The sequence below is a fragment of the Nostoc sp. FACHB-133 genome (genome assembly GCF_014698055.1).
Classification (GTDB): Bacteria; Cyanobacteriota; Cyanobacteriia; order Cyanobacteriales; family Nostocaceae; genus Nostoc.
In genome coordinates this window covers 1-25,478 of record NZ_JACJSH010000014.1, presented here as the reverse complement: position 1 = coordinate 25,478, position 25,478 = coordinate 1, and the positions used below count along the sequence as shown (strand labels likewise).

The 25,478-nt window shown below is 42.2% G+C and carries 25 protein-coding genes; 8 read left to right on the top strand and 17 right to left on the bottom strand.

Annotation, left to right across the window (positions count from 1 at the left end; all coding sequences use genetic code 11):
* The first annotated feature begins 18 nt into the window (after positions 1-18).
* The gene (locus H6G86_RS13640; protein WP_114081729.1) at positions 19-231 is read left to right on the top strand and encodes a hypothetical protein; all 213 of its coding nucleotides are present in this window, start codon (positions 19-21) and stop codon (positions 229-231) included.
* 437 nt (positions 232-668) lie between these two features.
* Here H6G86_RS13640 and rpaA read toward each other — a convergent pair whose 3' ends face one another.
* Positions 669-1,412 (bottom strand): two component system response regulator RpaA, encoded by a 744-nt coding sequence (rpaA, locus tag H6G86_RS13635; protein ID WP_094331110.1) that lies wholly within the window; start codon positions 1,410-1,412, stop codon positions 669-671.
* Positions 1,413-1,568: 156 nt separating this feature from the next.
* Here rpaA and H6G86_RS13630 point away from each other — a divergent pair, with 156 nt between their 5' ends.
* On the top strand, positions 1,569-2,633 hold the full coding sequence (locus H6G86_RS13630) for a YheT family hydrolase (RefSeq protein WP_190934774.1): 1,065 nt from the start codon (positions 1,569-1,571) through the stop codon (positions 2,631-2,633).
* A 541-nt stretch (positions 2,634-3,174) separates the two neighbouring features.
* Positions 3,175-3,546 (top strand): four-helix bundle copper-binding protein, encoded by a 372-nt coding sequence (locus H6G86_RS13625; protein ID WP_163928093.1) that lies wholly within the window; start codon positions 3,175-3,177, stop codon positions 3,544-3,546.
* Positions 3,547-3,667: 121 nt separating this feature from the next.
* On the opposite strand, the gene modB is transcribed toward H6G86_RS13625, so the two are convergent.
* Positions 3,668-5,476, bottom strand: coding sequence for a molybdate ABC transporter permease subunit (gene modB / locus H6G86_RS13620; protein ID WP_190934773.1), 1,809 nt, complete (start codon positions 5,474-5,476; stop codon positions 3,668-3,670).
* Between the two features lie 275 nt (positions 5,477-5,751).
* Here modB and H6G86_RS13615 point away from each other — a divergent pair, with 275 nt between their 5' ends.
* Complete coding sequence (locus H6G86_RS13615) at positions 5,752-6,855, top strand: calcium-binding protein (RefSeq protein ID WP_190934772.1); 1,104 nt, start codon at positions 5,752-5,754, stop codon at positions 6,853-6,855.
* A gap of 259 nt (positions 6,856-7,114) precedes the next feature.
* Here the strand turns inward: H6G86_RS13615 and H6G86_RS13610 are convergent, their stop codons facing one another.
* Positions 7,115-8,017, bottom strand: a complete 903-nt coding sequence (locus tag H6G86_RS13610; RefSeq protein ID WP_163934810.1) for a class I SAM-dependent methyltransferase — start codon at positions 8,015-8,017, stop codon at positions 7,115-7,117.
* A 181-nt stretch (positions 8,018-8,198) separates the two neighbouring features.
* Between H6G86_RS13610 and H6G86_RS13605 the strand changes: the two genes are divergently transcribed.
* Positions 8,199-9,707: a hydroxysqualene dehydroxylase gene (locus H6G86_RS13605; protein WP_190934771.1), complete on the top strand. Its 1,509-nt coding sequence runs from the start codon at positions 8,199-8,201 to the stop codon at positions 9,705-9,707.
* Between the two features lie 107 nt (positions 9,708-9,814).
* Positions 9,815-10,180 carry a DUF6464 family protein gene (locus H6G86_RS13600; protein ID WP_114081723.1) on the top strand — a complete coding sequence of 122 codons (366 nt, stop codon included), beginning with the start codon at positions 9,815-9,817 and terminating at the stop codon, positions 10,178-10,180.
* 49 nt (positions 10,181-10,229) lie between these two features.
* Here H6G86_RS13600 and fmt read toward each other — a convergent pair whose 3' ends face one another.
* Positions 10,230-11,231 carry a methionyl-tRNA formyltransferase gene (fmt, locus tag H6G86_RS13595; RefSeq protein ID WP_190934770.1) on the bottom strand — a complete coding sequence of 334 codons (1,002 nt, stop codon included), beginning with the start codon at positions 11,229-11,231 and terminating at the stop codon, positions 10,230-10,232.
* An 861-nt stretch (positions 11,232-12,092) separates the two neighbouring features.
* On the opposite strand from fmt, the gene H6G86_RS13590 reads away from it, so the two are divergent.
* Positions 12,093-13,415 (top strand): hypothetical protein, encoded by a 1,323-nt coding sequence (locus H6G86_RS13590; RefSeq protein ID WP_190934769.1) that lies wholly within the window; start codon positions 12,093-12,095, stop codon positions 13,413-13,415.
* Positions 13,416-13,609: 194 nt separating this feature from the next.
* Here H6G86_RS13590 and minE read toward each other — a convergent pair whose 3' ends face one another.
* From minE to H6G86_RS13545, 9 genes are all read right to left on the bottom strand, one after another.
* Positions 13,610-13,900 (bottom strand): cell division topological specificity factor MinE, encoded by a 291-nt coding sequence (gene minE / locus H6G86_RS13585; protein WP_012410010.1) that lies wholly within the window; start codon positions 13,898-13,900, stop codon positions 13,610-13,612.
* Positions 13,901-13,936: 36 nt separating this feature from the next.
* Positions 13,937-14,743, bottom strand: coding sequence for a septum site-determining protein MinD (minD, locus tag H6G86_RS13580; RefSeq protein WP_012410009.1), 807 nt, complete (start codon positions 14,741-14,743; stop codon positions 13,937-13,939).
* Positions 14,744-15,028: 285 nt separating this feature from the next.
* The gene (gene minC / locus H6G86_RS13575; protein WP_190934768.1) at positions 15,029-16,117 is read right to left on the bottom strand and encodes a septum site-determining protein MinC; all 1,089 of its coding nucleotides are present in this window, start codon (positions 16,115-16,117) and stop codon (positions 15,029-15,031) included.
* A 245-nt stretch (positions 16,118-16,362) separates the two neighbouring features.
* Positions 16,363-17,685, bottom strand: coding sequence for a four-carbon acid sugar kinase family protein (locus tag H6G86_RS13570; RefSeq protein WP_190934767.1), 1,323 nt, complete (start codon positions 17,683-17,685; stop codon positions 16,363-16,365).
* A 177-nt stretch (positions 17,686-17,862) separates the two neighbouring features.
* A complete protein-coding gene (locus H6G86_RS13565; protein ID WP_190934766.1) occupies positions 17,863-18,525 on the bottom strand; it encodes a hypothetical protein in 663 nt (220 codons plus the stop codon).
* A gap of 40 nt (positions 18,526-18,565) precedes the next feature.
* Positions 18,566-19,063: a DUF29 domain-containing protein gene (locus H6G86_RS13560; protein WP_190934765.1), complete on the bottom strand. Its 498-nt coding sequence runs from the start codon at positions 19,061-19,063 to the stop codon at positions 18,566-18,568.
* Positions 19,064-19,108: 45 nt separating this feature from the next.
* The gene (locus H6G86_RS13555; protein WP_190934764.1) at positions 19,109-19,300 is read right to left on the bottom strand and encodes a hypothetical protein; all 192 of its coding nucleotides are present in this window, start codon (positions 19,298-19,300) and stop codon (positions 19,109-19,111) included.
* Between the two features lie 27 nt (positions 19,301-19,327).
* Positions 19,328-19,681: a DUF5615 family PIN-like protein gene (locus H6G86_RS13550; protein WP_190934763.1), complete on the bottom strand. Its 354-nt coding sequence runs from the start codon at positions 19,679-19,681 to the stop codon at positions 19,328-19,330.
* Positions 19,678-19,914, bottom strand: a complete 237-nt coding sequence (locus tag H6G86_RS13545) for a DUF433 domain-containing protein (RefSeq protein WP_190934762.1) — start codon at positions 19,912-19,914, stop codon at positions 19,678-19,680. The genes H6G86_RS13550 and H6G86_RS13545 overlap by 4 nt, the downstream gene beginning before the upstream one ends.
* A 150-nt stretch (positions 19,915-20,064) precedes the next feature.
* Here H6G86_RS13545 and H6G86_RS13540 point away from each other — a divergent pair, with 150 nt between their 5' ends.
* On the top strand, positions 20,065-20,373 hold the full coding sequence (locus H6G86_RS13540; RefSeq protein WP_190934761.1) for a hypothetical protein: 309 nt from the start codon (positions 20,065-20,067) through the stop codon (positions 20,371-20,373).
* Between the two features lie 159 nt (positions 20,374-20,532).
* Here H6G86_RS13540 and H6G86_RS13535 read toward each other — a convergent pair whose 3' ends face one another.
* The 4 genes from H6G86_RS13535 to H6G86_RS13520 form a co-directional block, all read right to left on the bottom strand.
* Entirely contained in the window at positions 20,533-21,822 is a 1,290-nt protein-coding gene (locus H6G86_RS13535) for a Glu/Leu/Phe/Val family dehydrogenase (protein WP_190934760.1), read from the bottom strand.
* A 138-nt stretch (positions 21,823-21,960) separates the two neighbouring features.
* A complete protein-coding gene (locus H6G86_RS13530) occupies positions 21,961-23,109 on the bottom strand; it encodes a beta-ketoacyl-ACP synthase (protein ID WP_190934759.1) in 1,149 nt (382 codons plus the stop codon).
* 82 nt (positions 23,110-23,191) lie between these two features.
* Positions 23,192-23,977 carry a peptidylprolyl isomerase gene (locus H6G86_RS13525; RefSeq protein ID WP_190934758.1) on the bottom strand — a complete coding sequence of 262 codons (786 nt, stop codon included), beginning with the start codon at positions 23,975-23,977 and terminating at the stop codon, positions 23,192-23,194.
* Positions 23,978-24,126: 149 nt separating this feature from the next.
* On the bottom strand, positions 24,127-24,696 hold the full coding sequence (locus tag H6G86_RS13520) for a photosystem I assembly protein Ycf4 (RefSeq protein ID WP_114081711.1): 570 nt from the start codon (positions 24,694-24,696) through the stop codon (positions 24,127-24,129).
* Positions 24,697-25,478: the final 782 nt, after the last annotated feature.

Genomic DNA, 25,478 nt, shown 5'->3' with positions numbered 1-25,478 from the left:
TACGGTAGAGGTACTTAAATGACAAAAACAACCGAGAACACATTTGGTTTAGGGATGACTAATGAAGATTGGTTTAACTTAGGAAAATCTGATGCTTGGGCTGGAAAAGCTAAATTGGCACCAGAAGAAGATTCTCAAGCTGCTAGTATGTACGACCTGGGTTACTGCGAGGGAAAAATTAAACGGCCGCCAACTAAAATTAGTCAGTACCCTACAGCCTACTTAAACTAGCAGTATAAACCGTATAAGTGCTGAAGGGCGCTAAGAAAAGCCCAAAAGCTTGTGTCGTCTCGTTCCCAGCCTCCAGACTGGGAATGTATTTAAAAGAGGCTCTGCCTCAATTCAAGCTACCGGAGGCAGCAGCCCTTCCAGAATGGATTTCCAGCCTCCAGGCTGGGAACCAGTCAGAACAAGGGCTGTATCTTTTCTTAGTGCCATTCGTATCAGTGCTTTTGTTCAGTATCCTACAGCAATACTCTTGAGATGATTTTAGACTAATACCCTTGGGATAAAATAATTTCCCTGTCGGTAACGCTTGTAGAGACGTTGCATTGCAACGTCTCTACACACCGGAAAATCTCACCAATAACCTTAACTAAACGGTAAGGAATAAGAGTTTCTGAGAGTTCTTGCCTAAGTGATGGCTTAGTTAAGGCAATTTAGCGATTTCATTCAACGACTGTTACTGAAGCCCCTTCATTTGATGGAGGTATACCGGGTAACTCAAGACAGTATCCAGCACCATACACTGTTTTGATATAGCGGGGATGGCGGGGATCTGGTTCTAGCTTGGTTCTCAAGTGGCGAATATGGACTCGAATCGTTTCAATATCGTCATCGGGATCGTAGCCCCAAACTTCTCTGAGGATTTCGCTAGGAGAAACTGTTTGACCGTGGCGTTGTAGTAAGCAGTGAAGTAGCTCAAATTCCAAATGAGTCAATTTCACCGTGTCATTGAACCATATTGCCTCAAATCTTTCGGGAACAAGGGTCAATGATCCATAGTTCAGAATCTCACTATGCTTTGCGGCTTGGGGAATGCGGTCAGTACGTCGCAAAAGTGCCCGCACTCGCGCCAGCAGTTCTTCAACTTCAAAAGGCTTGGTGAGGTAGTCATCTGCGCCAGCATTAAAGCCTTCCACCTTGTCCTGAGTTTGGCTCAAAGCCGTCAACATTAACACGGGAATCTCAGAGGTGCGATCGTCTCGGCGCAGGCGTTGGCAAACTGTAAACCCATCTACTCTGGGCAACATTAAATCGAGCATGATCAAGTCTGGTTGAAGCTGGAGAGCCAGCGCTTGACCTTTGATGCCGTCTTCAGCTTGACTAACATCGTAGCCAGCCATTTCCAAGTTGACGGCAACTAGTTCTGAAATCGCTGGGTCATCGTCTATGACAAGAATCCTCGGCATTCTTAAAAATTATTACTACTTATTAAGGATAATTAACAACCTTTGATAGATACAAAGATTTTTGAAACGATTCTAAAAAAGTTTTTAAATCTTACATAAATATTAAGATTAAATGACTGTGAAATCAAGACTCAACTACATGAAATCTTATAGTCTATGATGTGTTATACTCCCCCCTACAATCCGTCTTGGTTTTTACAAAACGGTGTGATGATGACTGTATACACTGCTTTGTGGGGAAAACGTCACTGGCAAAGTACTACTAAAGACCCAGAACCGTCTTATCACGAGAAAATCTTTGTTGGTGGCCAAGGTGTGCCAATTTTTGGCTTGGTTGCCATCCCGGAAAATGCCCATAGCACGATTATCGGCACTTACGGCATTACTGGAGAGTTAAAAACAGAATGGTTTTTGAGGGTGCTAGGGCGTAAAGCCTACGCTCAAGGATACGCTGTAGTGTTGTTTGATTGGCGGGCCCACGGGAAAACTGCCGAATTGTCGCCAACTCTGACTTCTGATGGTTTGTATGAGGGGGAAGATTTTGTTCGCATCGCCGCCGCAGCTAAGGCAATGGGATGTCCTGGGAAATTTTGGTTTACAGGGTTTTCTTTGGGAGGGCAATTGGCACTATGGGCAGTGAAGGTGGCTGGTGAGGTGATTAGGGAATACGAAGATTTAGGACTAGAAGACAGCGATATTGGCGGTGGTATGGTGATTTGTCCGAGTTTGGATTCGGAGCGATCGCTATCTTATCTAGTTACAAAACCCTTTGGCAGATATTTGGAAGCGGGGATTGCCCAGAATTTAAAAAAACTAGCATGGCGAATTCATGATGCTCATCCTGGAAGCATTGACCCAGAAGCGATTGAACGGGCAAATAGTATTTGGGGTTTTGATAACGAACTAGTAATTAACCGATTAGGTTTTTCTTCTGTGGAAGCATATTACCAAGCTAGTAGTGCTTTACAAATATTGCCGCAAATCTCAAAACCGACTTTGATTTTATATGCTGCTGATGACCCACTTTTTGACCCAGCCATCATACCGGAATTACAAGAAGCTTGCGATCGCAATTCCGCAATAGATTTATTGCTCACTCAGTACGGCGGTCATGTTGGCTATTTGAGTAGCAAAGAGTGCCAGCGTCAAGTACAAGACTCCGATCCTTGGTGGGCATGGAATCGAATTTTACAATGGTTGGAGCAACAGCGCAAAGTATAAGTAGCTCGGCGTAAATAATTATCAGTGGGATAAGACAGGGGCAAGGGAAAAAGAGTTTTAGCTTTCTTTACCTTTCTTCACACATTTTGCTTTTATTAGACCAGCTTACTTAATACTAAGATTTTGTTATTGAAATGAAGTCGATGAGAATGTAAAAAATATTCATTAGAGCTAATAAATACTGGCTTAATATAATTTAATAAATGTTTCTAAAAAAGCATTTGTCAAGAAATCATGACATTAGTTTTAATCTAGGTTATAGCTGTAAATTTTGCCTGCTGATAGAAAAATTGACTTGCTCCATAAAACCCCACTCCATAACGAGAGTTTCTAAGCCTTAATGTGTAAGAATAACCAAAAAAACAGCACCAAACTTCTGTAGGATTTGCCCAAATTTCCGGTAATTATATCGGGATAGTAGTCTTCTGAATTCTGGACAAAAAACTCCCGTTGACTCTTTCAAAGGATAGGATTAATGTTGTGAGTAGTCCTTACAAGGACACTATTTATTTATGCATCAAAAAATCAAGAGGTATTTCCTATGATGATGATGATGACTGAAACCATGACTGCCGAAATGCAAGCTTGTATGGAAGTTTGTATGGACTGTCATAAAATGTGCATGGAAACCATGACTTACTGCATGGCCAAAGGTGGTATGCAGATGGACAAGGGCATGATGAGCATGATGAGCATGATGCGCGATTGCTCTGAAATGTGCATGATGTGCATGAATATGATGATGAGTGGTTCTGAGTTCATGGAACGCACTTGTATGCTCTGCGCGGAAATGTGCGATCGCACTGCAATGGCGTGTGAGATGATGAGCGATGACATGAAAATGATGGAATGTGCTGCTGCTTGCCGCAAATGTGCAGAGTCTTGCAGAAGTATGCAAATGATGACTGCTTAATTTCCCTAACTAGCAGAAGTTTCTCTGCAACCTAATATTCAAGCGCTCAGACTCTTTGGGGTCTGGGCGCTTGAAGTAAGATGATTTTGAATAATTTCCCACGTCCCATATATTTCTGCGTTCATTCCATCAAAATCAAGCGCAGAGGATCTAAACGCACATACCAAGGAAACGGTTGATCTTTCATAGTCACCCATTTTTCTTTGAAGACTTCAGCTTGCAGATGGTAATCTTGAGAATTCTTACCAGCAGAATGTAGTTTAAGAAATAATGTCATTCGGTGGGGCGTTTCACTTGTTCGTACTATCCAGCAAGGAAAAGTATTCTCCTGTAATGAGTCGTTGGTAAAAATGAACTGATGGGCACGAATGCCGACGTGGGATAATTCGCTCGTGACTGGTTCAATGACTTGAAGAGTACAACCCCAATCAATTGCTTCTACCTGTTGTGATGACTGGAAAATAGCACGGGAGAAGTTTTTACATCCAGTAAGTTGAGCGACACTTACGGTAGCAGGATGCTGGAAAATATCGTATTTGCTGCCATGATGAACGGCTCTACCATGCTCCAATACTAATAGATTCGGACAAATCCGATAAGCTTCTTCCATATTATGGGTGACAAATAGAGTCACACCTTGGTAGTCAGCTAGAGTTTCAGTCATTTGCTGCTCTAATTGACTACGCAAATGGGTGTCAAGTGCCGAGAACGGCTCATCTAAAAGCAATGCTTCCGGTTGACTTGCCAATGCTCTTGCTAAGGCTACCCGTTGTTGTTGACCTCCAGAAAGTTGGTGCGGATAGCGATCACCTAATCCTTGTAACTGCATCGCTATTAGTTGCTCCTCTACCTGTACCCGAATACTCCCAGCAGATAGTTTTTTGGGCAAGCCGAAAGCAATATTTTGCGCCACACTCATGTGCGGAAATAGCGCGTAATTCTGCACTAAAAAACCGATGCGGCGATCGCGGCTGGGTAGATTAATTCCTTGTTCTGAGTCAAACAAGACTCTGCCATTTAAAACTATGCGTCCACTAGAGGGCGTTTCTATCCCCGCAAGGCAGCGCAAAATCATGCTCTTACCTGCTCCAGAACCTCCTAACAATCCCAAAGGTTGCTCATCAGAAGTAAAAGCAACTTTTAAATCAAAGCTAGTCAGGATTTTTTCAATGTTGACTAACAACCCACCAGATTCAAAGTTAGAGTCTGAGGTGTAGAGAATTTCTCCCCCTGCTCCCTGCCCCCTGCCCCCTGCTCCCTGCTCCCTGCTCTTTTCCCTCAATTCTTGCCAGAAGTTAACTGCAATTATTCCAGATAGAGAAATCACCATAATTGCGATCGCCCAAAACCACGCCTCATTAATTGCTCCCGCTTCCACAGCAAAATAAATTGCCATTGGGATTGTCTGCGTTTGTCCTGGAATATTACCAGCTAGCATTAAGGTTGCACCGAATTCTCCCAAAGCACGGGCAAAAGCAAGCATGGTGGCGGCGACAATACCGGGTAGTGCTAGGGGTAAACTGATGCGCCAAAAGATTGTAGTTTCTTTTGCACCAAGGGTTCTAGCTACTCGCAGCAAGTTACCATCTATTTGTTCAAAGGCTCCCAGTGCAGTTTTATACATTAAAGGGAAAGAAACTACTGTGGCTGCGATCGCAGCACCATACCAAGTAAAGACGATGGTGAAGTCAAAAGACTCCATAAGTTTCCCTACAGGGCCATTTTTGCCAAAAAATAGCAGCAACAAGAAGCCGACAACTGTAGGCGGTAAAATCAGTGGCGCAATAAAGATACCTTCAATCAATGATTTACCTTTGCCACGATATCCCAGCATCCAGTAGGCAGCAGCAATACCCAAGAAAAAAGTGATAAATGTAGCCAGTAATGAAGTTTTGAGTGATATCCAAAGAGGCGATAAATCCAATGGCATAGTTGCGTAGGGAAGAATTAGCTCAACTAATTCCTAATTTACCAACTTTAATCTTAAAAAGTTGGTAAAACTTAGTAAATTAGATTACGAACAATGAAGAAAATCTGAAAAACAGAATACTCATATTGGAAAAAGAATATGTTAAGACTCACGCAACTGGCAGATGTATTTTTTGTTATGGGATAGCAAAGGCAAAGACTCCGCCCTGAAAAACCTCTACGAAAAAGATATGACATTTGCGCAAGTCTTAAGAAAAATAGCAAAAGAGATTATTTATGGCTGCTATCTACGGTACTTCTGGCAATGACAATCTAAACGGTACTGAATCCGCTGATATTTCGATTTTTGGCTATGGAGGCAACGATCAGATTAATGGCAAAGGCGGAGATGACATAATCGATGCTGGAGAGGGAGATGACTTGGTTCTTGGCGGTAATGGTAACGACACCATTCTGGGCCGTTTTGGTAAAGATACTCTTTACGGAGAGAACGGCAATGATGTTATTTTTGGTGAAGCAGGCGATGACTTTATATGGGGTGGAGCAGGCACTGATCTTTTACTTGGCGGAACAGGTAATGATACTTACCTGATTTCTGCACAAACAGGCGATACGGCTGACACGATTACTGAATATATTAACGAAGGTACTGATACCGTTCTATCCTATTCTAGCTACACTCTAGGGGCAAACCTGGAGAATTTAACATTGTTGTATGCAAATACTGCTTACTATGGCATTGGCAACAACCTCAACAATGAGATTACAGGAAACGAATACTCAAATTTCCTGAGTGGTTTGGGAGGAAACGATTACCTTCAAGGTAAAGGTGGGAACGATTATATTTACGGTGGTGATGGCATCGATAACCTGATCGGTGGAACTGGTAATGACTCACTTTATGGTGGAACAGGTGGTGATGTACTCTTCGGCGACGAAATCACCAATGGTAGCGGTACTCCCGCAGGTAATGACTACTTGAGTGGTGAAGATGGTAACGATCTGCTCTACGGAGGAGGTGGCAATGACACACTCATTGGTGGTGCAGGCAATGATTTCTTCAGTGGCTATGGCGGTAGTAGCGGCGAAATAGATAGGTATACTGGCGGTACTGGGGCGGATACATTCAGCCTTGGTTTTAATGGATCTTTTAGCACCAACATTGATTATTTGGGCAGTGGATATGCCTTAATCACAGACTTCCAGCGATCGGAAGGTGACAAGATCAGGATTGGTAGTAGTATCAATAGCTACAGTCTTACAACAACCAACTTCAGCGGTGCGGCAGCTTTAGATACCCTCATTTACAGAAATGGCGATTTAATTGCTGTTGTGCAAGATACTACAAACGTATCTACCGCTTTAGACTTTATTGCCTAAGTGAATCTGACTTTTCACGTCATGTACGCCAAATCTAACCCCCTAGCGCCCTTCCCTCGTAGGGAAAGGAGAAAATTCAAAGCTTCTCCACTACAAGAAGAGAGGTTTGGAGGAGGCTTTCTAGATGGTGTGAAAAGTCAGATCCCCAACTTCTGGTAATAAGTCGGGGATCTTAGCGATCGCTAATTTTCACAAAGTCAGATAAGATTCCATTAGGGCTACTGACTACAAACTTTCACCCAATAGAAGAGTTTCTGAATTAGTCCAGTTTCGTACTGTAAGCACTAAAACCATAAGCCAAAGTTTCTTTTAAAGCATCTGATGGTTTAAGACTTCTGTTAATAGCATTAGCAAAAGGTACTGGAATTCCCTTAATAGTTTCCGGTAATATTGCATATTCTGCCGTTGGTTCCACAATGTATTCTGGGCACTTAGTTTGTATGCCAGCAGTCATTAACATTTCATTTATTTCAGCACCAGAATATTGCTTGAGATAAACGGGATTTCTCACAAATGGGTTTAGCCTTCTGATAAAATTGTGGATAATATGAGAAGGACAAGACTTATTGTGAAAAGAATGATTAAAAACAAAAATTCCACCAGGTTTTAGTACACGAGATATATCAGCTAACAAGCTTCTTAATTGTGCATCTGGTATGTGCATAAAAACGCAGTTAGAAATTACCAAATCTATAGAATTATCTTCTAAAGGCAATATTTCAGCAGAAGTACAAATCAAGTTAAATTCAGCTTCTGGGAAAAAATTATATTCTTGTTTAACCTTAATTAACCGCCGCAACAAAGGTTCAGAAATATCAATACCATAATATTTTTCGCATTTTAGATTTTTCGCTTTCGAGAGATGTAAAGGTGCGCGGCCATAACCAGAGCCAATCTCTAGAATAGAGCCAACAGATTTATTCAATGGAAATTTGTTCCAAGTACCTCCAGGTGTACCAGTTAGTAAAGTGTAATCTTGTTTGATGGGAGACGTATCTGCAAGTTTTTCAATTTTTTGGGAACCATAATATGTTTTACCAATTGCGTCCCATGTTTTTTTATGTTGAGTATTATTCAATTGTTCATAGTCACTAGGAAAATAAATACCATCTCGTAATTCAAAGTCATTTAAACTGAATTTTGTATTTGCTAATTGAGTCATTAGGATTATTCCTCATAAATAGTCAAGTCTGTTTTCTGTTATACTCTTAACTCAGCATTAACCGCAAGGCGTTTTTACTGAACTGCATCCCAAAGAAAACCCCTATAGTAACAACCTGTCATCCGATCAGAACACAAGTTCGTATACATTAGTTGATGGACAGCAACAATCGGAGGCTGGGATGGTAGAAGGATCACAAAAAAAACGGGTGGTAGTTGTAGGTGCTGGTTGGGCTGGTTTAGGAGCAACCTACCATTTGGCAAAACAAGGCTATGATGTGACCCTTCTAGAAGCAGGTCCCTATCCAGGTGGATTGGTGGCAGGTTGGCAAACAGCCGCCGGAAAATCTGTTGAAGCTGGTATTCATGGCTTTTGGTATCCTTACAAAAATATTTTTTCTTTAATTAATCAATTAGAAATTAATCCTTTTACTACTTGGACTCGTTCTTCGCAATATTCACCAGCAGGCTTGGAAGTTGAATCACCGATTTTTCAGGACTTACCGCGACTCCCATCCCCACTAGGAACTTTTCTATATACTCAGTTTAAACGATTGCCACTAATTGACCGTCTGAGCGCCCTGCCTTTACTTTATGCTGTTGTTGATTTTGACAATTCTGATGATGCTTGGCGGCGCTATGACTTTGTAACTGCTAGGGAATTGTTCAAAAACTTTAATGTTTCTGCACGACTTTACCGCGAGGCTTTTGAACCAATGTTATTAGTGGGCTTGTTTGCCCCTGGTGAACAATGTTCGGCCGCAGCAACTTTAGGGATGCTTTACTTTTTTATTCTGGCTCATCAACCTGATTTTGATGTAGTTTGGTGTCGGGGAACTGTTGGAGAAAAGATATTTCGTCCTTGGGTGGAACAGATTGAAAAAGCTGGTGCGCGAGTGCTACCCAAGCGCCGAGTTACAGACTTAATTGTTGATAGTAATTATCGGGCGAAAGGTGTGGTTTGCGGTGATGAAGTAATTGAGGCAGATGCCGTGATTTTTGCAGTTGGGATCACAGGGATGAAGAAAATTGTCTCAACTAGCCCTAGTTTACAAAGTCATGAAGAGTTCCGTAATTTGAGCAATTTAGGAGGGATTGATGTTTTAGCAACGCGGCTATGGTTTGACCGCAAAATTGATATTCCCCGTCCTTCTAATGCTTGTTTTGGATTCGACGCAAGTACAGGTTGGACGTTTTTTGATTTGAATGCCTTACATGATGAATATCGAGATGAGCCAACGGTGATTGAAGCTGATTTTTATCACGCGAATCAGTTTCTCAGTTTGAGTGATGCGGAGATTTTAGCAATAGTTCAGGGTTATTTAGCAACTTGTGTACCTGCCTTTCGGGAGGCAAAGATCGTTGATAGCAGTGTAATTCGGCTATCTCAGGCGGTGACTCACTTTGCACCTGGTAGCTATCGTTATATGTTGTCCGCGAAGACAAGTTTTGAGAATGTGTTTATGAGTGGGGATTGGATTGTGAACCGTCATGGTTCCTGGTCACAAGAAAAGGCTTATGTTACTGGTTTGGAGGCGGCGAATTTGGTGGTCTCTTATTTAGGAGAAGGTCAGCCAGCCGAGATTTTAGCTGTAGAAGAGGATGAAGCACATATCCAAGTGGCGCGATCGCTCAACCAAACTCTACGTGACTTGGGCAAATCTATCCTACCTGACTTTTGGTTGCCTTAATCCGTAGGGGCACGAAAAGGTAATCATTAATTGTAATCGTAAATTCGGTAAGCTAAAGAAAGCTATGCTATACCATTCTTCTAATGTAAATCAAATCACATAAGCTTATGGAGCCAGACTCTTTACAAACCGAGGTGATTCTGACGCATCCGCGTGAGTCACTCGGTAAAGTGCAACTTGATTGGACACCCCAACCCGGAAATTATCTTGATTTTGAAGGTAAAACTTATGCGGTTTTAGAACGCCGCCATAAATACCAACTCAAAGCTGGGCGCTACCGTTTACATAATATTGCTATTTACGTGCAGTCGGCTAAACGACCATCTGAAAAAAGTTTGGTAGGTGGACGTTGGGTAGTTGGCGATGCCACCTGCTCCTACAATGCTCATTCAGAACTCATTCGCTGTGCAGTCAACCCAGATGGCCCTTGCGAATCTTGCCGCTTTTATGAAAAGTTAGAAGTTAAGAGCTAGGAGAGACACGATTAATCGCGTCTGTACAGGAGTTAAGAGTTATTGTCCCTCAACGACCCGCACCAAAAACTTCTCCCACAGTTAAGCGGGTACCATTAACAAAATCCCATCCCGACTGGGGACGTTTCCCAGCTAGCTGAACCTCTCGCAACAGCAATAAACCTTCCCCAGTTTGGACGATCGCTCCAATGCCTTTGGTAATGTTCACTACAACTCCCGGTTTGTCTGATACATTTGACAAATCAGGCAATTTAGGAATTAATTCTTGTAGTTCTGGTGGGATGCGATCGCCTACAGAACCAAGGGGAGCCGAAGCGGTGATTTTCAACAAGTTGTTACGAAAAGTAGCCGTGCAGTTGGGATAAAAGCCTCTAATTTGATTGTGTAATTGGATCGCGCTTTTTGACCAATCCAAACCATAATCTTCTTTTTGAATCAGAGGTGCATAAGTAGCTGACAAATTATCTTGGGGTATTGGTTGAATTTCCTGGCGTTCCAACTTCAACAGAGTTTCCACTAACAAATCCCCACCGATCGCAGCTAGTCTTTCGGCTAAATCTTGAGTATTATCCAGTAATCCAATGGGTGTAGTGGCTATTTCTAGCATTGGCCCGGTATCCATCCCCACATCCATTAACATGGTTGTGATCCCCGTTTCCTTCTCACCGTTATACAAACACCACTGGATCGGCGCTGCACCCCGATATTTAGGTAAAATCGAGCCATGCACATTAATACAGCCTAACTTTGGCATCCTTAAGATTTTTGACGATAAAATCTGCCCATAAGCGACAACAACAAACACATCTGCGTCTAATTCTTTGAGCTTGGTTAAAGTGTTAGTATCTTTTTTTACTTTCTCTGGTTGCCATACTGGTAAGCTGTGGGCAGTGGCGATCGCCTTGACGGGTGTTGGAGTAAGTTTATTTCCCCGTTCACGGCGTTTATCTGGTTGAGTGACAACTGCCAACACGTCAAATTTTGAATGATTCAATAACTTTTCCAACGTGGGTACAGCAAACTGTGGTGTACCAAAAAATACAATTTTCATTAATAATTATTTGTTAATCGTAAGTCATTAGTTAATGGTAAATAATATCGGCTGTTTGGTGGTACAATATTTTCGTATCGAGTGAAACCAAAAGGCTGTTTGATTAACTTACATAGTTAACTTGACAAGTGTAACAGCTAGTATAAGCTGCATTGCCTTTAGGAAACCCTCATCGTTTAGTGGTGTCTCGTCACGAGCCGCTAGAGCATCTACCAAGTTAGTTTTGTTGTGTTCCCGGACGTTTACCCCGAATTGGCATTAAATACAGTTGGGTTTGTAAAAAACTATTGTGTCTTCTAGCTATTTTGTAGTTGAGATTGCAATTTATAAATTTGGGTTGCTGACAGCAGTATTTTCTGAGTATGATTTATTATGCGTCTGCTTCCACCGCTTTTCACGTAACACCTCACGTTTACCATTATGAGGGTTTGCGCTGTTATATCTAGTGTGTAACCTGACTTGTTGATTGTGTACTAGCTACAACTAGTACGATCCCCAATAGCTTAAGTTATCTCATTTTTTTTTGCCAGCGTTATCGCCTCAACTATAACTTGAATACGCCTTGACTAATATCTCTTTTGGTATTGTCGGGTATATCAACAGCAGGATTATAGATCGTGTAGTAATTACTGAGTTCTCAGCGTATTTACTATACTCGCATACTTTTGCCAAAAAACATTCAGTACCTGAGTAATAAAAGGTGTAGACAATGATACTTAATTTTTGTAAAACTCAGCAAACTTTGAAGGAAATATCTCGTCAAAGTTTTTAGTTTCTTGTTATACATATAATTACTGCCTGCCCCATTGCTGCATAGGTATTGCTTCTCACATAGCAACCGCCCCTCTAGAGAGTCTACAAATGCTTAAACCCCTTTTGCTGTCAGGATGGTTCCGCGCGCAACCATTTCTCAATTACGTTGTCGTTGTGATACTGATCGCACCCTTGCTAGGGGCATCGGCTCACTCGTTCCCTGTAAAATCCGAAGTAGCTAAACTAACTTCGAAGACTGGAGATTCTGACTCTGTATCAAAGGAAATAGCTGTAGTTGGGGAACCTGAGATAGCTGAAATATCAAAAACAGATCAAATCTATTCTTTAACAGAAAAATTTGACTCTGTACCCACACAAAATCCTGCTGTCCAGGAACCGCAAGTATTACCATCAGATAAAATTGAGTCTTTTGCTCAAGCAGATAGTTATGGGTTAAACAACGATTTAACTGTTCCTGATACTTTGGCAGCAGTTGAACTTGCACCATTAACAGATGTTCCTATTAGTCAACTTAATCTAGTACAAAAACTCAAAGCTGCTAATATCAAGTCTTTGAAAGGACAAGAAAAATCTCTCTCTAGAGAAAAGTCTTTTACTAAATCATTGACAGCAACTCAAGTAGCGCCAATTCTTAGAGAGTCACAACCAACTACAGCAACAGAAATACCTGTTTCTGAACCACGTAATGAGTCTCAAGCTGAACAAATAGATCCCATAGGTAGTCCTCATCCTATTCCTTGGAAGTGGATTACAGCGACTCAAGAAGCAATTGGCTCCAACGGTGGTTCTGGAATTCGTCACTACCGTAGCGTACCCGTGGTTTCTCCAGATGGTAAATATGCTGTTTATAGTCGCGTGCAACTAGAAGTAAAACCCGAAATGTACAACAGCCGTGTTACTAGCGTTCTGTTTGTCCAAGATATGCACACGAAGAAGTTGTGGGTAATGGCTTCAACTACTCCAGTTAGCGATCCTTTATTAAAAGTAAAAGCTCTAAAGGGTTCTTCGTCAGAAGAGGTTAATCCAAACGGTCAAATTGGGGTATTAGTTCCGGTTAGCTGGTCGGAAAAAGGCGATCGCTTTTTAGCACGCAAGTTTGAAGGGATATTTAACACAGGCGATTCTACTGATAGTGCAGTGATTTGGGATCGGCAAAAAAATCACGCTAATATAGTTGCTCCTGCTAATGAGCAAGATGAGCATGAGAAAATCGCCGTCTTGTTAGGTTGGAGTAAAAAGCAACCAGATCATGTACTATTCCGTGCAGGTGAATTGGGTGATGAAAACTGGCCACTAATGCAAGTTGCTAATGATGGCAAGACTGTACCCACAACAGATGAAGATCAGCCGATTACTTTTGGTAAAAAGGTTACAGAGATTTGGGCAGGGCCACAAGTGGCTTACCGATAGTTTATAGAATAATTTATCTACTCCCGTTATCGTCACCGATGGACAACGGGAGATTTTTTTTGGGTACTTTCTATACTCAAAACTCCTATATTGACACCCACAAAATATGTCAATATAGGAGTTTATTTAATCTAAAACTTGGGACAACTCATTACTATTGCAATAAAAATATTTAAGACTAAAACTATTAAAACTTATTTATCACCCCTTTCCCATTCAGGTATGGCCCCTTTTACCCGGCGGATGGGCAAATTAGCAATTAAAGCTGTTGTTCGTTGGTTGCTTTCTAAGGAGAACTCCAAGCCCTCTGTCTCAATTTCGACATAGCGACAGACTACATCTAGGATTTCTTTCCGCATTTTTTCCAACGTTTGAGGATCTAAATCAGCGCGATCGTGAGCAATCACCAATTGCAGGCGACGTTTAACTTGAGTTCGACTGCTATCAGGGCCGCGAGAAAAAAGTTTTTCTAGAAGTTCAATCATTACGAATAGGTCTGGCGCGGAGACTAGAAAAGTAAGTTAAACAATCTTTGTCCACAACAACCTTCGTAGACGGGCGAAGATGCTGTCTTGGGATGAGTCGATCTCCAGAAATTCGACACTTTCTCCTTCTAATCTACGAGCAATGTTCTCAAAGGCTGTGGCGGCTAAAGAGGGATTTTCCGCTAACACTAAGGGTTCGCCGCGATTGGTAGATACAATAACACGCTCGTCGTCAGGGATTACCCCGATCAGGGGAATGGCGAGAAGTTCCTGAACATCTTGCACTGACATCATATCATTTGCCTGCACCATTGCGGGTCTGATGCGGTTAATTATTAAATGAACACGCTTGATACCTTGTGCTTCAAGTAACCCCACTACCCGGTCGGCATCACGAACTGAGGAAATTTCTGGCGTGCTGACAACTAGCGCTTCTTTGGCCGGGCCGATCGCATTTTTAAACCCATTTTCAATGCCGGCGGGGCTATCAATGATCACGTACTGATATTTTTGCGCTAGGGCATTGACCAGTAACTTCATCTGTTCCGGTGTGACTGCATCTTTGGAGCGATTTTGGGCTGCCGGTAGGAGTACAAGATTGGGTTGGCGTTTATCTTTCACCAAGGCTTGTTCTAAGCGACACTCTCTGGCCAAGACTTCCACCGCAGTATAGACAATGCGGTTCTCCAGCCCTAGCAGCAAATCCAAATTTCTCAGACCAAAATCCGCATCAACCAAGGCAACTTGACGACCCATTTTGGCTAAAGCCATGCCCAGATTTGCTGAAACTGTGGTTTTACCCACTCCTCCTTTACCGGAGGTAATCACTATAATGCGAGTCATGATAGAAATGCGGTCAATGAGGGTTCAGGAAATATAAAACCGTAAATTGCAGTATAAAGTATGAAGTATCGTATCAAGTATGAAGAAATATCTGGTCTCCCTGATTAGGGCGAGGATGAATATTTTTTTATTGCGATGTCTTATGACAAGCCGATCCGCGTCTTTGCTCAGTCGTGTTAAATACACTTTGCTAGGGGAAAGGCATTAGAGTAGTGTATTCCATCTACATGAAAACCGCTATGTTTCATCCTTCATATTCTTCATCTTTTCAGTAAATATTCAGGGCTACTGATTGCTTTTAGTAAATTGGTTTCTAGAAAAATCACTAGCCCTAGCGATGCGAATCCCTTGGGGCATAATATGTGCCACTTCTGGAGAAAATTGCGTCGGTAATTTTTCTGGTGCCCTAGCTACAGCATCTGCGATCCGCAATTGGGTAGGTTCCATTTGCAAAGCCATTATCAGACACTCACGATTGCCTCCGGCCCCAGCATGAGCAATTCCACGTAGACGACCCCAGATGATAATATCTCCATCTGCAATTACAATACCACCTGGGTTTACATCTCCCAAGATAATTACTGTACCAGGATGACGAATTTCTACTCCAGAGCGGACTGTTGTTTCTAGATAGAGGGCATCTGCCTGGGGTGTAGCTGTAGATTCTGACCCTGTATTCAGGGAAGTTACAGGCTGCAATTGTTCTACAGAATACCCAGATGTGACGGCTGCGATCGCAGTTTGTCGGCGACTCGTTGAGACAGACATTAGTCGCAGTTGGACTTCACTTAAAGCCTCGGCGAGTTCTTGGAGTTGCCTGGCATCTACTAAGCGGTCTTGTGCCATTAGATGTACAGGTGTATTAGATACACGGAAGCGATCGCCTGCATTCAAACGTTGCCTGATTTGTTGCCAAATATCAGACCAACTGAGTTCTGAGGCAGATACTTGAGATTCCGGGGGCAAAATTAATAACAGTCGTCCCTCCTTACTTCTTAACTGGACTTGAGTATTATCATTTACGCGATACCCTGATATTGCTGACTCATTGGGATTTGAATCAGTCAAGATAAAATCTGATGCGACATCAGTCTTAGATTCTACATCTGGGTTAGCAGGATTTGGCTCTACATCTGAGTTAGGAGAATTAGACTCTAAGTCTGGGTTAGCAGGATTAGACTCTAGATCCCCAACGATAGTATTTGATTTTAAATAAAGGAGGACGGATCTTAACTCCGCATCAGGGGGGATAGGATCTGACTCTACATCAGAAACAGTAGGATTTACCTCTACCTCCGAAAGGATAGAGTTTAATTCTGCATTAGGAAGTGCAGAATTTGACTTTAGATTGGGAATTGCAGAATCAGAAGTCATGCAGTACTAGCCAAAAGACAAGGGACACTCCGAATCATTACCAATATTAGATCAGTTGGAAAATCTAACAACATGATCAGACCAGAAAGTGCGGAGCATAGATTACTCCCTTTCCGCCATAAGATTACTTGTATCTTCACTTTGCGTTCATTGCGATACCCTGTGGGTACTCCCTTAGCCGCATCTACGTCAAAAATTATCTTTTAGCAGAAAGGGAGTAGTTTGGAATCATCTTCACGCAACACTCAAGATTGTTTAGTCAACCTCTGATAAACTGTCCCCAAGGCATCAGCATCACCAACGTTACCTGGAAACAGCACCACAGGCAAATTAGGAAACTGGGGATGATCGGATGGGGTTAACACCATTGAACAACCAGCTAAAATTTGACCGAGTAAGCGGGCTGAAGTTAAGGTTAGCCCAGTACTCAAGACATCGTTTGAGGTAATTCCACCCTTGCTGATTAAGAATCCTATATCGGATGGTAAACCCCGCACAATATCCATCAATAAACTTGAAACTTTTGTCCCAAACTCCAATCGGGTGTTGACATCTTTAAAACTCAGTTCCTGACGGCTAGTATAAACTACTGGTGTTTTACCCACTTCGTGTGCCGCCTGTGTACTTTCTTTGATTTCAGTTAGCAGAACCGCAGATTGATTTGCATCATCAAGTAATCGCGCCACATTTACTTCAATTCCCACTGTTCCCTCTATTTGCAATAGCGCCTCTAACTGCTGAGTGGTCTTTTTCACATGAGAACCAACAATTACTGCACCTGGTTTGCCTTGGCGCACGTATTGCGCCATGTTTTCGGCAGCAATGGGTTGGGGTGGTAAAGCGGCTAAAGCCGTTAAAATACTTGCACCACTACGAAACAGAAAGCGTTTCCCTTGACTTGCTGCTGCTAATATATCTACTGCAAAGCGGTTGAGATCATCTTGAGTTTCACCATCGACGACAGCGCACTGATTACCACTAAGTTGTAACAAGCGTTCCAAACTACCAGCGCGAATATCAGCTAAGAGAAACCTTTCTACAGCTTCAGCACTAATTCGTCCTTGAGTCTTTTCTTCAACATACTTGGGTAAGTAACTGTGATGGTAGCTAAAGACTGAATCACGGGCAAATTCGGTTTCATGCACTGGAGTGGGGACACCAGCAATCATCAAGTAATGCACGCTGTCGCGGGTGATACGCCCACCTTCAAAAAAAGCTGGGACAAGAAAATGAGCGTCAAAAGGGCCGAGTTCTTGTGCGATCGCATCAGTTTCGATGGGATAATGCCCCCGCAAAGTAGAATCAGAACGGCTGACAATCAAAAAATCGTCAATTCCTTCAGCATTCAAAGCGATTTTCAGATTTTGGCAAACTTCTTTGGTGACAGATGTAGCTGACTCTGGCGTTAGCGATCTAGTGTTAGTCAGTACAAAGAAAATCGGCGAATCGTCCTGTAACCCACTGCGTAAAGTGTCCACATCCCAGTGCATTAGCAGCAAGCAGCTGTGGACTGTTTGAGAACCCGTAGGGTCATCATCCAGGACAATTATTTTGGGTTTGTTGCTCATTTAAGTAATCTTTACTGAGAGGATGTTTTAAAAGTATTAGGCGACTAGAAGTCGCTACTACACAAGCATTGTCCACCTCCGTAGACTAATGCAAAATCAATAGTTTTATAACCTGCGGAGGCAGGTTTTGTCTGTGTAGCCGCGACTTCTAGTCGCCCAAGGTTGACAAACATCCACTTAGCCTTTGTGCAATTTTCTGATTTCTGCTTGCACATCGATCGCAATTTGCAATGATTGATTTAGCAGTTGAGCATATTCGCCTGCTTGACTACTAACTTGTAAAGCTTGCAAACTGGATAAATTATTTACAAATAACTCTTGGTTATTAGCAAGCAATTTTTTATTATCCCGCAAAATTCGTTCTGTTTTCAGAGCGCGGACTAAATCTTCTCTAATCAGTTGCAGGGCGGCGGTGACTTTATCTCGGTCATGGATACTGCTTTCTACGTTTCCTGATGCTGCCAATTGGTCATTAATATCTATAGCGTGAATCAGGTCATGATATTTATCAACTTCATCTAAAAGTATTGTCAGTCCTTCGGGACAGGTTAATTGTCGCCACAGCCATCGCCCTACTAATATCGGCATTGGCACTAAAATGAGTAAAAGAATTCCGAGTCTAATTGAAGAACCAATTGTTGGCAGAATAATAAACGCATAAACAAAGCCCACAATTATTGGGGTTAGCGCCAGCGTTACCAGCATTTCATTGATAAAAAATCCTAATCGCTTTTTGCCATCTCGCAGAACAGAAGGTCTAAAAACGTCTTCTGGATCGAATCCAGTCAAACGTCTCAGTTCTCCTTTGCTAATTTCCAAGCCTATTAAATCCGGCTGCACGGCTGCATACTCCTATGGAAACCCAAGTTGCGTATTCATTTTAATCGGGTTTACCGTGATGATTGTGGTTATATTCGGGAAACCAGTTTTCATCTAAGATTTGTTCTAAAGAGCCAATGGGTATAGAAGGAAATATGTCAATGGCAAGTTGAGAGCGATCGCTTGCTTCTGTTCTTGCGTCTTGATAACATTCATCAAATATTTCTAAAATATAAGGTTTTAAGCTAGGACTATCTTTAAGAGATTTTTTAATTTCTCTGCGAAAAGTCCTGATTTCCCCTTTCCAATGTCCTTGATTGCGTTCTCTTTCTTCATCCCAACACTTGAGTTTTAGTAGATGTTCAAGAAGCTTAATTAATAAACTTTCAATTGTTCGCTTCTCCCTTCTACCCATAGTTTCTAATTCTTCTAACAAATTATCTAAATCAACAGCAGAAAACTGTCCAGCGCGAAGTTGGTTTATAGTTGTCCTCAGCCAGAGGTAATAATCTTCGTCATATAAAGTTTGAGTTGGTGATTGGATTATTGGTTTTACCATAAACTAGCCGAACTCCTACTATTTTTTTAATTTAGCTAAATCGACTTAGGGTAAACGCCAACTCAGTGTGACTTGCACTTGTCCATCAGGCAAAGCTGACATTTCCCATGCACCATCTGGAAGTTCAGAGGCGATCGCACTCATCATCTTACTGCCATAGCCACCTTTGGGACGTTCACAAGCGGCATGGTTGAGGGTTGAGGCATTGTTGGCGATCTCTCTTTTTGAATAAACCAAAGACTCAGAGCGATCGCTCTATTTTATTTACAAGTGAGCAATAATTGAATCACGAGTCATTTCAATATAGGAATGACTATCAAATAATTCCACCAAGGATTGCAAGTTAGCTGTGAATAATGCTTCTAACTCTAAGTTATTAATATTACCTGCAGTGACAAGTAGTAATTTGTAAGGCTCTTGAATTGTCAAAAAAGAATTTAAAAAATCACAATCCTTAGTAATTACTATACGATTATCCCGTATTGAAACGGCATTTATTTCTGTATCTGAGGTAGCATTTTTGTTAGGTAAATCTTTTGTATGGATTGTATCATAACCCGCAGATTCTAAGAATCGAGCCAGTCGAACAGGCAATTGAGCATCGACCAGAAATTTCATGAAGCAACTTTGTATATACTTTTAACTTGGCTCAAGCGAACAGCAAATTGGAGAGATGCGAGAATATCTTCCCGTTCTAAATCGTCATAATCTGCTAAAATTTCATCAATTGTCATGCCAGAGCTAAGTAATTCGAGTATCAATTCAACAGGATAACGAAGTCCCCTAATACAAGGCTTGCCGTGGCAAATGTCAGGATTATAGGTAATGCGTTGTAAAAGGTTGCTGCTCATATTGATTATTTTTTGTTAAGCATACATTTATATACTCTAGTTTATATCTCCAACTTCATAAAAGTTCTCCGGGATATAGGGAAAGTGATATCTATGGGGGTAAACTAGGCACTTTTCTATATATGGGTTTTCGTTTAAATCGTTAAAAATATGAAAGCCAAGCCACAGATATTTCTCGTTGTAGAAGATCACCCGGAGGTAGCCCAAAATAACTGTGATTTTCTCATAAAATTTCGACCCCTCTGCTATTTGTGCGATCGCCAACACTCCCCAAGAAGTACTACAACATCTCCAAATAGAGACACCAGATTTAATTGTTCTCGATTTACAAGAGCTGTTCAAAATTATATCCAACACCTCAAAGTAAAATTGGGTATCGGTGAAGTTGAGCGAAAAGATATCAATTCTCGCATCGCCCTTTGTATGAAAGCAATTCAGAGAAAATTATTATCATTTTGATTTAGGTTGTGGTGCTTTCTTCATTCATCAGATTGAAGGTTACTAAATCTCCTTTTTTGTGAAATTCATTTTAGTTGATGTAATTGTAGGGGCACAATATAATGTTGCACCCCTACAAATCTGGTCTATTCAATTTAAAATGTTGTATCTTCCTAAATATTAAGGATAAAGACCTCTGTCAGTCAGGGCCTGGGAAACTCTACCCACCCCTAAAGTGTAAGCTGCTAATCTTAAAGAAATTTGCCGCTTATTAGACTGCTGAATCACCTTGCGGTAGGCTTGCACCATCAAATGCTCCATTTCGCGGTTAACTCGCTCCTCATCCCAAAATACGTAAGAAAGACCCTGTACCCACTCCAAATAACTCACTACCACACCGCCGGCATTCGCTAAGATGTCTGGTAGTACTATCACACCCCGTTCCTCTAGAGACAAGCTAGCCTCAAGAGTAAGTGGCCCATTAGCTGCTTCTGCAACAATTTGCGCTTGCACCTGATTCACATTTTCTTCAGTGATCTGGTTTTCTAAGGCTGCTGGTATTAAGACATCGCAAGGTAAAGCTAATAAATCTGCATTACTAATTGCTACAGATTGCGGGAAACCTACAATACTCTTGCGATTTTCAGCAGCGTAGATTTTCAACGCGGGAATATCAAGACCAACTTCGGAAAATATTCCCCCAGCACCTGTTGAAACAGCGATAATTTTCGCGCCTGCTTCATATAGTAATTCAGCAGCAGCACCACCTACATTACCAAAACCCTGAATAGCTACTCGCACTCCTACTAAGGATTTACCTTGATCTGCCAGCGCCTCACGCACAGTAATCATCACGCCACGTCCGGTTGCCATTTCGCGTCCCAATGAACCACCAATGGAAAGCGGTTTCCCAGTCACAACCCCTGGTACAGCATTACCGACATTCACAGAGTAAGTGTCCATCATCCAAGCCATCTCACGGGCTGAAGTCCCCATATCTGGCGCAGGAATATCTACAGAAGGCCCAATATCTTTAATTAACTCGCTGATATAACGGCGGCTGATTCGCTCTAATTCGCCAACACTGTAGCGTTTTGGATCTATGGCAATGCCACCCTTACCACCACCATAAGGAATACCTAACAATGCACATTTCCAGGTCATCAGCATTGCCAAAGCCGATACTTCGCGCAATGTCACAGCCGGATGATAACGAATTCCGCCTTTGTAAGGGCCTAAGACATCGCAGTGCTGTACCCGGTGTCCAGCGAGAACCTGTATTTCCCCGTCATCTAGTTTGACGGGAATGGAAACTGTGACAACCTTACGTGGGTGGCTGAGGATTTCCAGCAAACCTTGATTTAAATTTAATTCTTTAGCTGCCGCTTCTAAGTAACTACAGGCTTGGTCAAATGGGCATATATGCGCTGGAGAAGCAGGTTCTAGCGGTAGTAGTGATTTTGAAATCATAAAATTTTCTCCTAATCACGGTATCTTTACGAACCGGATATCATTCTGTAACTAGCTTATCCTTTTTTTGAGAAAAATAGGAATTTTGTAGTTTTTGTTACAGTTTTATATTTTATATTGTGCTGTAGGTACAAAGTACTATGGGGACTTAGCTAACGCGATCGCTACATTCTGTCCGCCAAAGCCAAAACTTAAACATAAAACCTGCCTAATTTTACTTAGACGTGCTGCTGTAACGATTTCTAAATCAAATTCTGGCTGCTGCAATCCTACACAAGGCGGTAATATTTGATGCTTTAATGCCATGAGAGAAAAAGCTACGCCTAATGCTCCTGATGCTCCTAATGTATGACCTGTGCTTCCTTTGGTCGAACTAACTGCCACTCCTTGGGGAAACAAACGCTGGATTACCATACTCTCCATCTGGTCATTTAGCTGGGTTGCTGTACCATGAGCATGAATGTAATCAATATCGCTTGGTGATAGACAACTACGTTCTAAACATTGTTTGATAGCTGCGATCGCACTTTTCCCTTCAGGTTCCGGTGAATTACTATGATATGCGTCGTTAGTTAAGCCGAAACCGAGAATTTCACCATAGACTTTTGCTTGACGCTGTTTTGCCAACTCTGCGGATTCTAAAACAAACACAGCTGCGCCTTCGCCCAAAACTAACCCTTCCCGCTGCAAATCGAAGGGATAAGCCCCAGTTTTTGCCAAAGCACCCATCTGCTGAAACCCAGCTAAAGTTAGGGGTGTAATTGGTGCTTCCACTGCACCTGCGATCGCCTGTTGGCATTGCCCAGTTTGTATAAGTAAAGTTGCTTGGGCGATAGACCAAATTCCAGTTGCACAAGCTGCCATCGGTGCCAAAACCATACCCGTTGCACCGATTTGTCTTGCAGCTGCGATCGCATTGATATGAGGTAATATCTCTAACCAATTTCCAAAATCAGAAACGGGCAAATTTTCCGCATCTTTATACATTTGCCGCGCCAACATCTCCCAAGATGCTTGATAAGAGCGACTCGATCCAATGACGACAGCACAATCAGGTAAAGGTGCAACTAACCCAGCATTTTGCAAAGCAGAAGTAACAACCATTTGAGTTAACATTGCCAACTCAGATGGTTGTTGAGCAATTAAACCTAGGGGAAGTGGTTTTATTTCTGGAAATGGCTGATGTAACCTAATTCCAGATTTACCTGCTATCAGATTTTTCCAACTATCCTCTAAACTTCCACCCAAGGCGGAAACAAGACCAATACCAGTGACAAGAACTTTCACTAAATTTAGGAGTTAGGAGTTAAAAGTTAGGAGTTATTCTCCCCCTGCTTCCTCTGCCTCCCCTGCTCCCCCTGCTCTCTTCCTACTGCCCTGCTGTTTTCAGATTTTCAGCCCCTTGGGTGACTTTAGCAGAGTCAATGCGATCGCCTTGCTGAATTTTGTTTACTACATCCAAGCCTTGAGTGACATTGCCAAACACGGCGTAGTTACCATCCAAGAAAGCTAGATCGGCCAAAGCAAAGTAAAACTGAGCAGAAGCCGAATCTGGTGCTTGCGATCGCGCCATCGCTACTGCACCTTGTTTATGGGGCAATACGACGGGTTGAGCAGTAGCATCAAATGGTTTGTTGTAAAGCGGAGTATCCGAACCTTTTGGCTTAACTTCTAAAGGTATATAGCGAGCATTTCCCGTTTTTGGGTCAATATAGCTACCGGTTCCCAGCTGATCTGCTGGAACTTTCGGGTCTTTGCTTTGGGGATCGCCCCCTTGAACTACAAACGGTTGGGGTTCGCGTACAACTCGATGGAAAGCTAAACCATCGTAAACACCCTTTTGAACTAAATCTACGAAGTTACCAGCTGTAATGGGGGCATCAGTGCCGTCTACTTCGATAGTAATGGGCGAACCTTTAACTGTTATTACCACAGTAGCCTTGCCTTCAAGACGTGGTAAACCAGTGGTTCCAGGAATACTCTCACTACTAGTTTGAGATACAGATGTTGCTTCAGTAGTCGTCTGGGTAGTCGAGGTAGCTGTCGAGGTTGGAGAAGAGGTATTAGAAGCTACCTGCTGTGTTGAACATCCTCCAAGCATCACAGCACTGATAAGCACAAAAGAAAGCAAAAATTGTGAAATTTTTAACCGCATTGCCAGTTACTGATTTAACCAGAGTATCTTATCGTTTCAAGAGGGAATGGGGAATGGGGAATGGGGAATGGGGAAAAGTTACAGTAAGTCTTTCCCCTCTGCCCCTCCGCACCTCTGCCCCCTGTGCCTCATTCCCTATGCCCGATTAATTAAAGCCCTTCTAACGATACTCCCAAAAAGCGGGCTAACTTCGCACCTTCTGTTTCTAACTCTGTTAAAGATAAGGGTTGTCCAACCCGTGTTAAGGGAATATCTCGCCGCCCCTTAATGCGTAGATAAAGGGCGCGAAGGGGATTAAGACCTTCTTTGACAGCTATTCGCACAGATTGCACATCTTCTATGCGGCTATCAATCTCAATTCGGCGGTTTTTGCCAGGAAAACCCCAACGGAAGATTTTGATTGTGCCAGTTTCCTGATTAAATTCGTTGTAGCCGCCACCCACATCCAATAAAATCACTAGCCATAGGTATGTGGCTAATAGCAAGCCAGCAGCACCATATAACCCCATCACCAATCCTTGGGGGACAAATACTAGTTGAGTTGGATCGGAAACTATGAGTAAATTAACTTTTAAGTAGCTGGATATCCCAGCCAGTAAAAAGCCGCTTGCTCCCAAGGTAACAATAGTTGCCCACCAGTAGTTACTGAACCGACGAGAACCGAGAACATTTTGATGCAGGAGGCGATCGCCTTTGTTAATCGTTGTTGATGTCGTCATTGAACTACAATTGCCTGTGAGATACTCGCTGTGAAATACTCGTACACTGAATGCTACTAGACAGAACTTGACTAAATTGAAGGCTAGTCATTCAACTAAAGAACACTTTAGAGGGTCTGCTGCTTGATTATTTTACCAAACATTGTTGACAAAAACTCAGCTGCGCTCTTGCCTCCTGCCACCCATATAATTTATTTGTGAGGGGGACATTATATGATTTCTTTACTCACTGGCGGATAAAAATTCTTTCTTCCCTTCCCCCTACCTCTTTTTGACCTCTTGGGAATGAGTTACCTACCTACGTCCATCTAGACTAAATTTTCTTACATTTCTGAGAAAAGTTGTGTCAAATTGTAAAATTTCTGATATTCATATTATTTATAAGGTTCGTGTTTCATGCCTGATTTGCTTCTGTGTATCAGGCAAAAACCCTGAGTAGTGTGATAAGTTAAGAATCATTAAGTTACCACAAGCTAGATTACTAGCCGATGGTACGTGTAATGGCATAAAGAAAGAGAAATACTGATTTCACAGGTCAGCAACTTCTCAGAATCTCAGTCGCTTTTAAGCTATTGAGATTGTCAAAAAAAACGTTAATTCCTCATGGCAGCCGGTTACATTGGCTCTCCGTATTGCCTTAGAAACGTTGCAATTTTAGTAAAAAAAGAGGATTTTAGTCCGATGACCATCGCAGTTGGACGTGCGCCCAGTAGAGGGTGGTTTGACGTTCTAGACGACTGGCTCAAGCGCGATCGCTTCGTATTCGTAGGTTGGTCAGGGAT

Excerpts from the sequence above, each read along its gene's own strand:
- rpaA (WP_094331110.1), bottom strand. The coding sequence starts at position 1,412 with ATGCCGAGGATTCTTGTCATAGACGATGACCCAGCGATTTCAGAACTA.
- H6G86_RS13545 (WP_190934762.1), bottom strand. The coding sequence starts at position 19,914 with ATGAGCAGCAACCTTTTACAACGCATTACCTATAATCCTGACATTTGC.
- H6G86_RS13570 (WP_190934767.1), bottom strand. The coding sequence starts at position 17,685 with ATGAGCAACAAACCCAAAATAATTGTCCTGGATGATGACCCTACGGGT.
- H6G86_RS13540 (WP_190934761.1), top strand. The coding sequence starts at position 20,065 with ATGAAAGCCAAGCCACAGATATTTCTCGTTGTAGAAGATCACCCGGAG.
- H6G86_RS13560 (WP_190934765.1), bottom strand. The coding sequence starts at position 19,063 with ATGGTAAAACCAATAATCCAATCACCAACTCAAACTTTATATGACGAA.
- H6G86_RS13520 (WP_114081711.1), bottom strand. The coding sequence starts at position 24,696 with ATGACGACATCAACAACGATTAACAAAGGCGATCGCCTCCTGCATCAA.
- minE (WP_012410010.1), bottom strand. The coding sequence starts at position 13,900 with ATGATTGAACTTCTAGAAAAACTTTTTTCTCGCGGCCCTGATAGCAGT.
- fmt (WP_190934770.1), bottom strand. The coding sequence starts at position 11,231 with ATGAAAATTGTATTTTTTGGTACACCACAGTTTGCTGTACCCACGTTG.
- modB (WP_190934773.1), bottom strand. The coding sequence starts at position 5,476 with ATGCCATTGGATTTATCGCCTCTTTGGATATCACTCAAAACTTCATTA.
- H6G86_RS13525 (WP_190934758.1), bottom strand. The coding sequence starts at position 23,977 with ATGCGGTTAAAAATTTCACAATTTTTGCTTTCTTTTGTGCTTATCAGT.
- H6G86_RS13590 (WP_190934769.1), top strand. The coding sequence starts at position 12,093 with ATGCTTAAACCCCTTTTGCTGTCAGGATGGTTCCGCGCGCAACCATTT.
- H6G86_RS13535 (WP_190934760.1), bottom strand. The coding sequence starts at position 21,822 with ATGATTTCAAAATCACTACTACCGCTAGAACCTGCTTCTCCAGCGCAT.
- H6G86_RS13615 (WP_190934772.1), top strand. The coding sequence starts at position 5,752 with ATGGCTGCTATCTACGGTACTTCTGGCAATGACAATCTAAACGGTACT.
- H6G86_RS13630 (WP_190934774.1), top strand. The coding sequence starts at position 1,569 with ATGATGTGTTATACTCCCCCCTACAATCCGTCTTGGTTTTTACAAAAC.
- minD (WP_012410009.1), bottom strand. The coding sequence starts at position 14,743 with ATGACTCGCATTATAGTGATTACCTCCGGTAAAGGAGGAGTGGGTAAA.
- H6G86_RS13610 (WP_163934810.1), bottom strand. The coding sequence starts at position 8,017 with ATGACTCAATTAGCAAATACAAAATTCAGTTTAAATGACTTTGAATTA.
- H6G86_RS13640 (WP_114081729.1), top strand. The coding sequence starts at position 19 with ATGACAAAAACAACCGAGAACACATTTGGTTTAGGGATGACTAATGAA.
- minC (WP_190934768.1), bottom strand. The coding sequence starts at position 16,117 with ATGACTTCTGATTCTGCAATTCCCAATCTAAAGTCAAATTCTGCACTT.
- H6G86_RS13605 (WP_190934771.1), top strand. The coding sequence starts at position 8,199 with ATGGTAGAAGGATCACAAAAAAAACGGGTGGTAGTTGTAGGTGCTGGT.
- H6G86_RS13550 (WP_190934763.1), bottom strand. The coding sequence starts at position 19,681 with ATGAAATTTCTGGTCGATGCTCAATTGCCTGTTCGACTGGCTCGATTC.
- H6G86_RS13625 (WP_163928093.1), top strand. The coding sequence starts at position 3,175 with ATGATGATGATGATGACTGAAACCATGACTGCCGAAATGCAAGCTTGT.
- H6G86_RS13600 (WP_114081723.1), top strand. The coding sequence starts at position 9,815 with ATGGAGCCAGACTCTTTACAAACCGAGGTGATTCTGACGCATCCGCGT.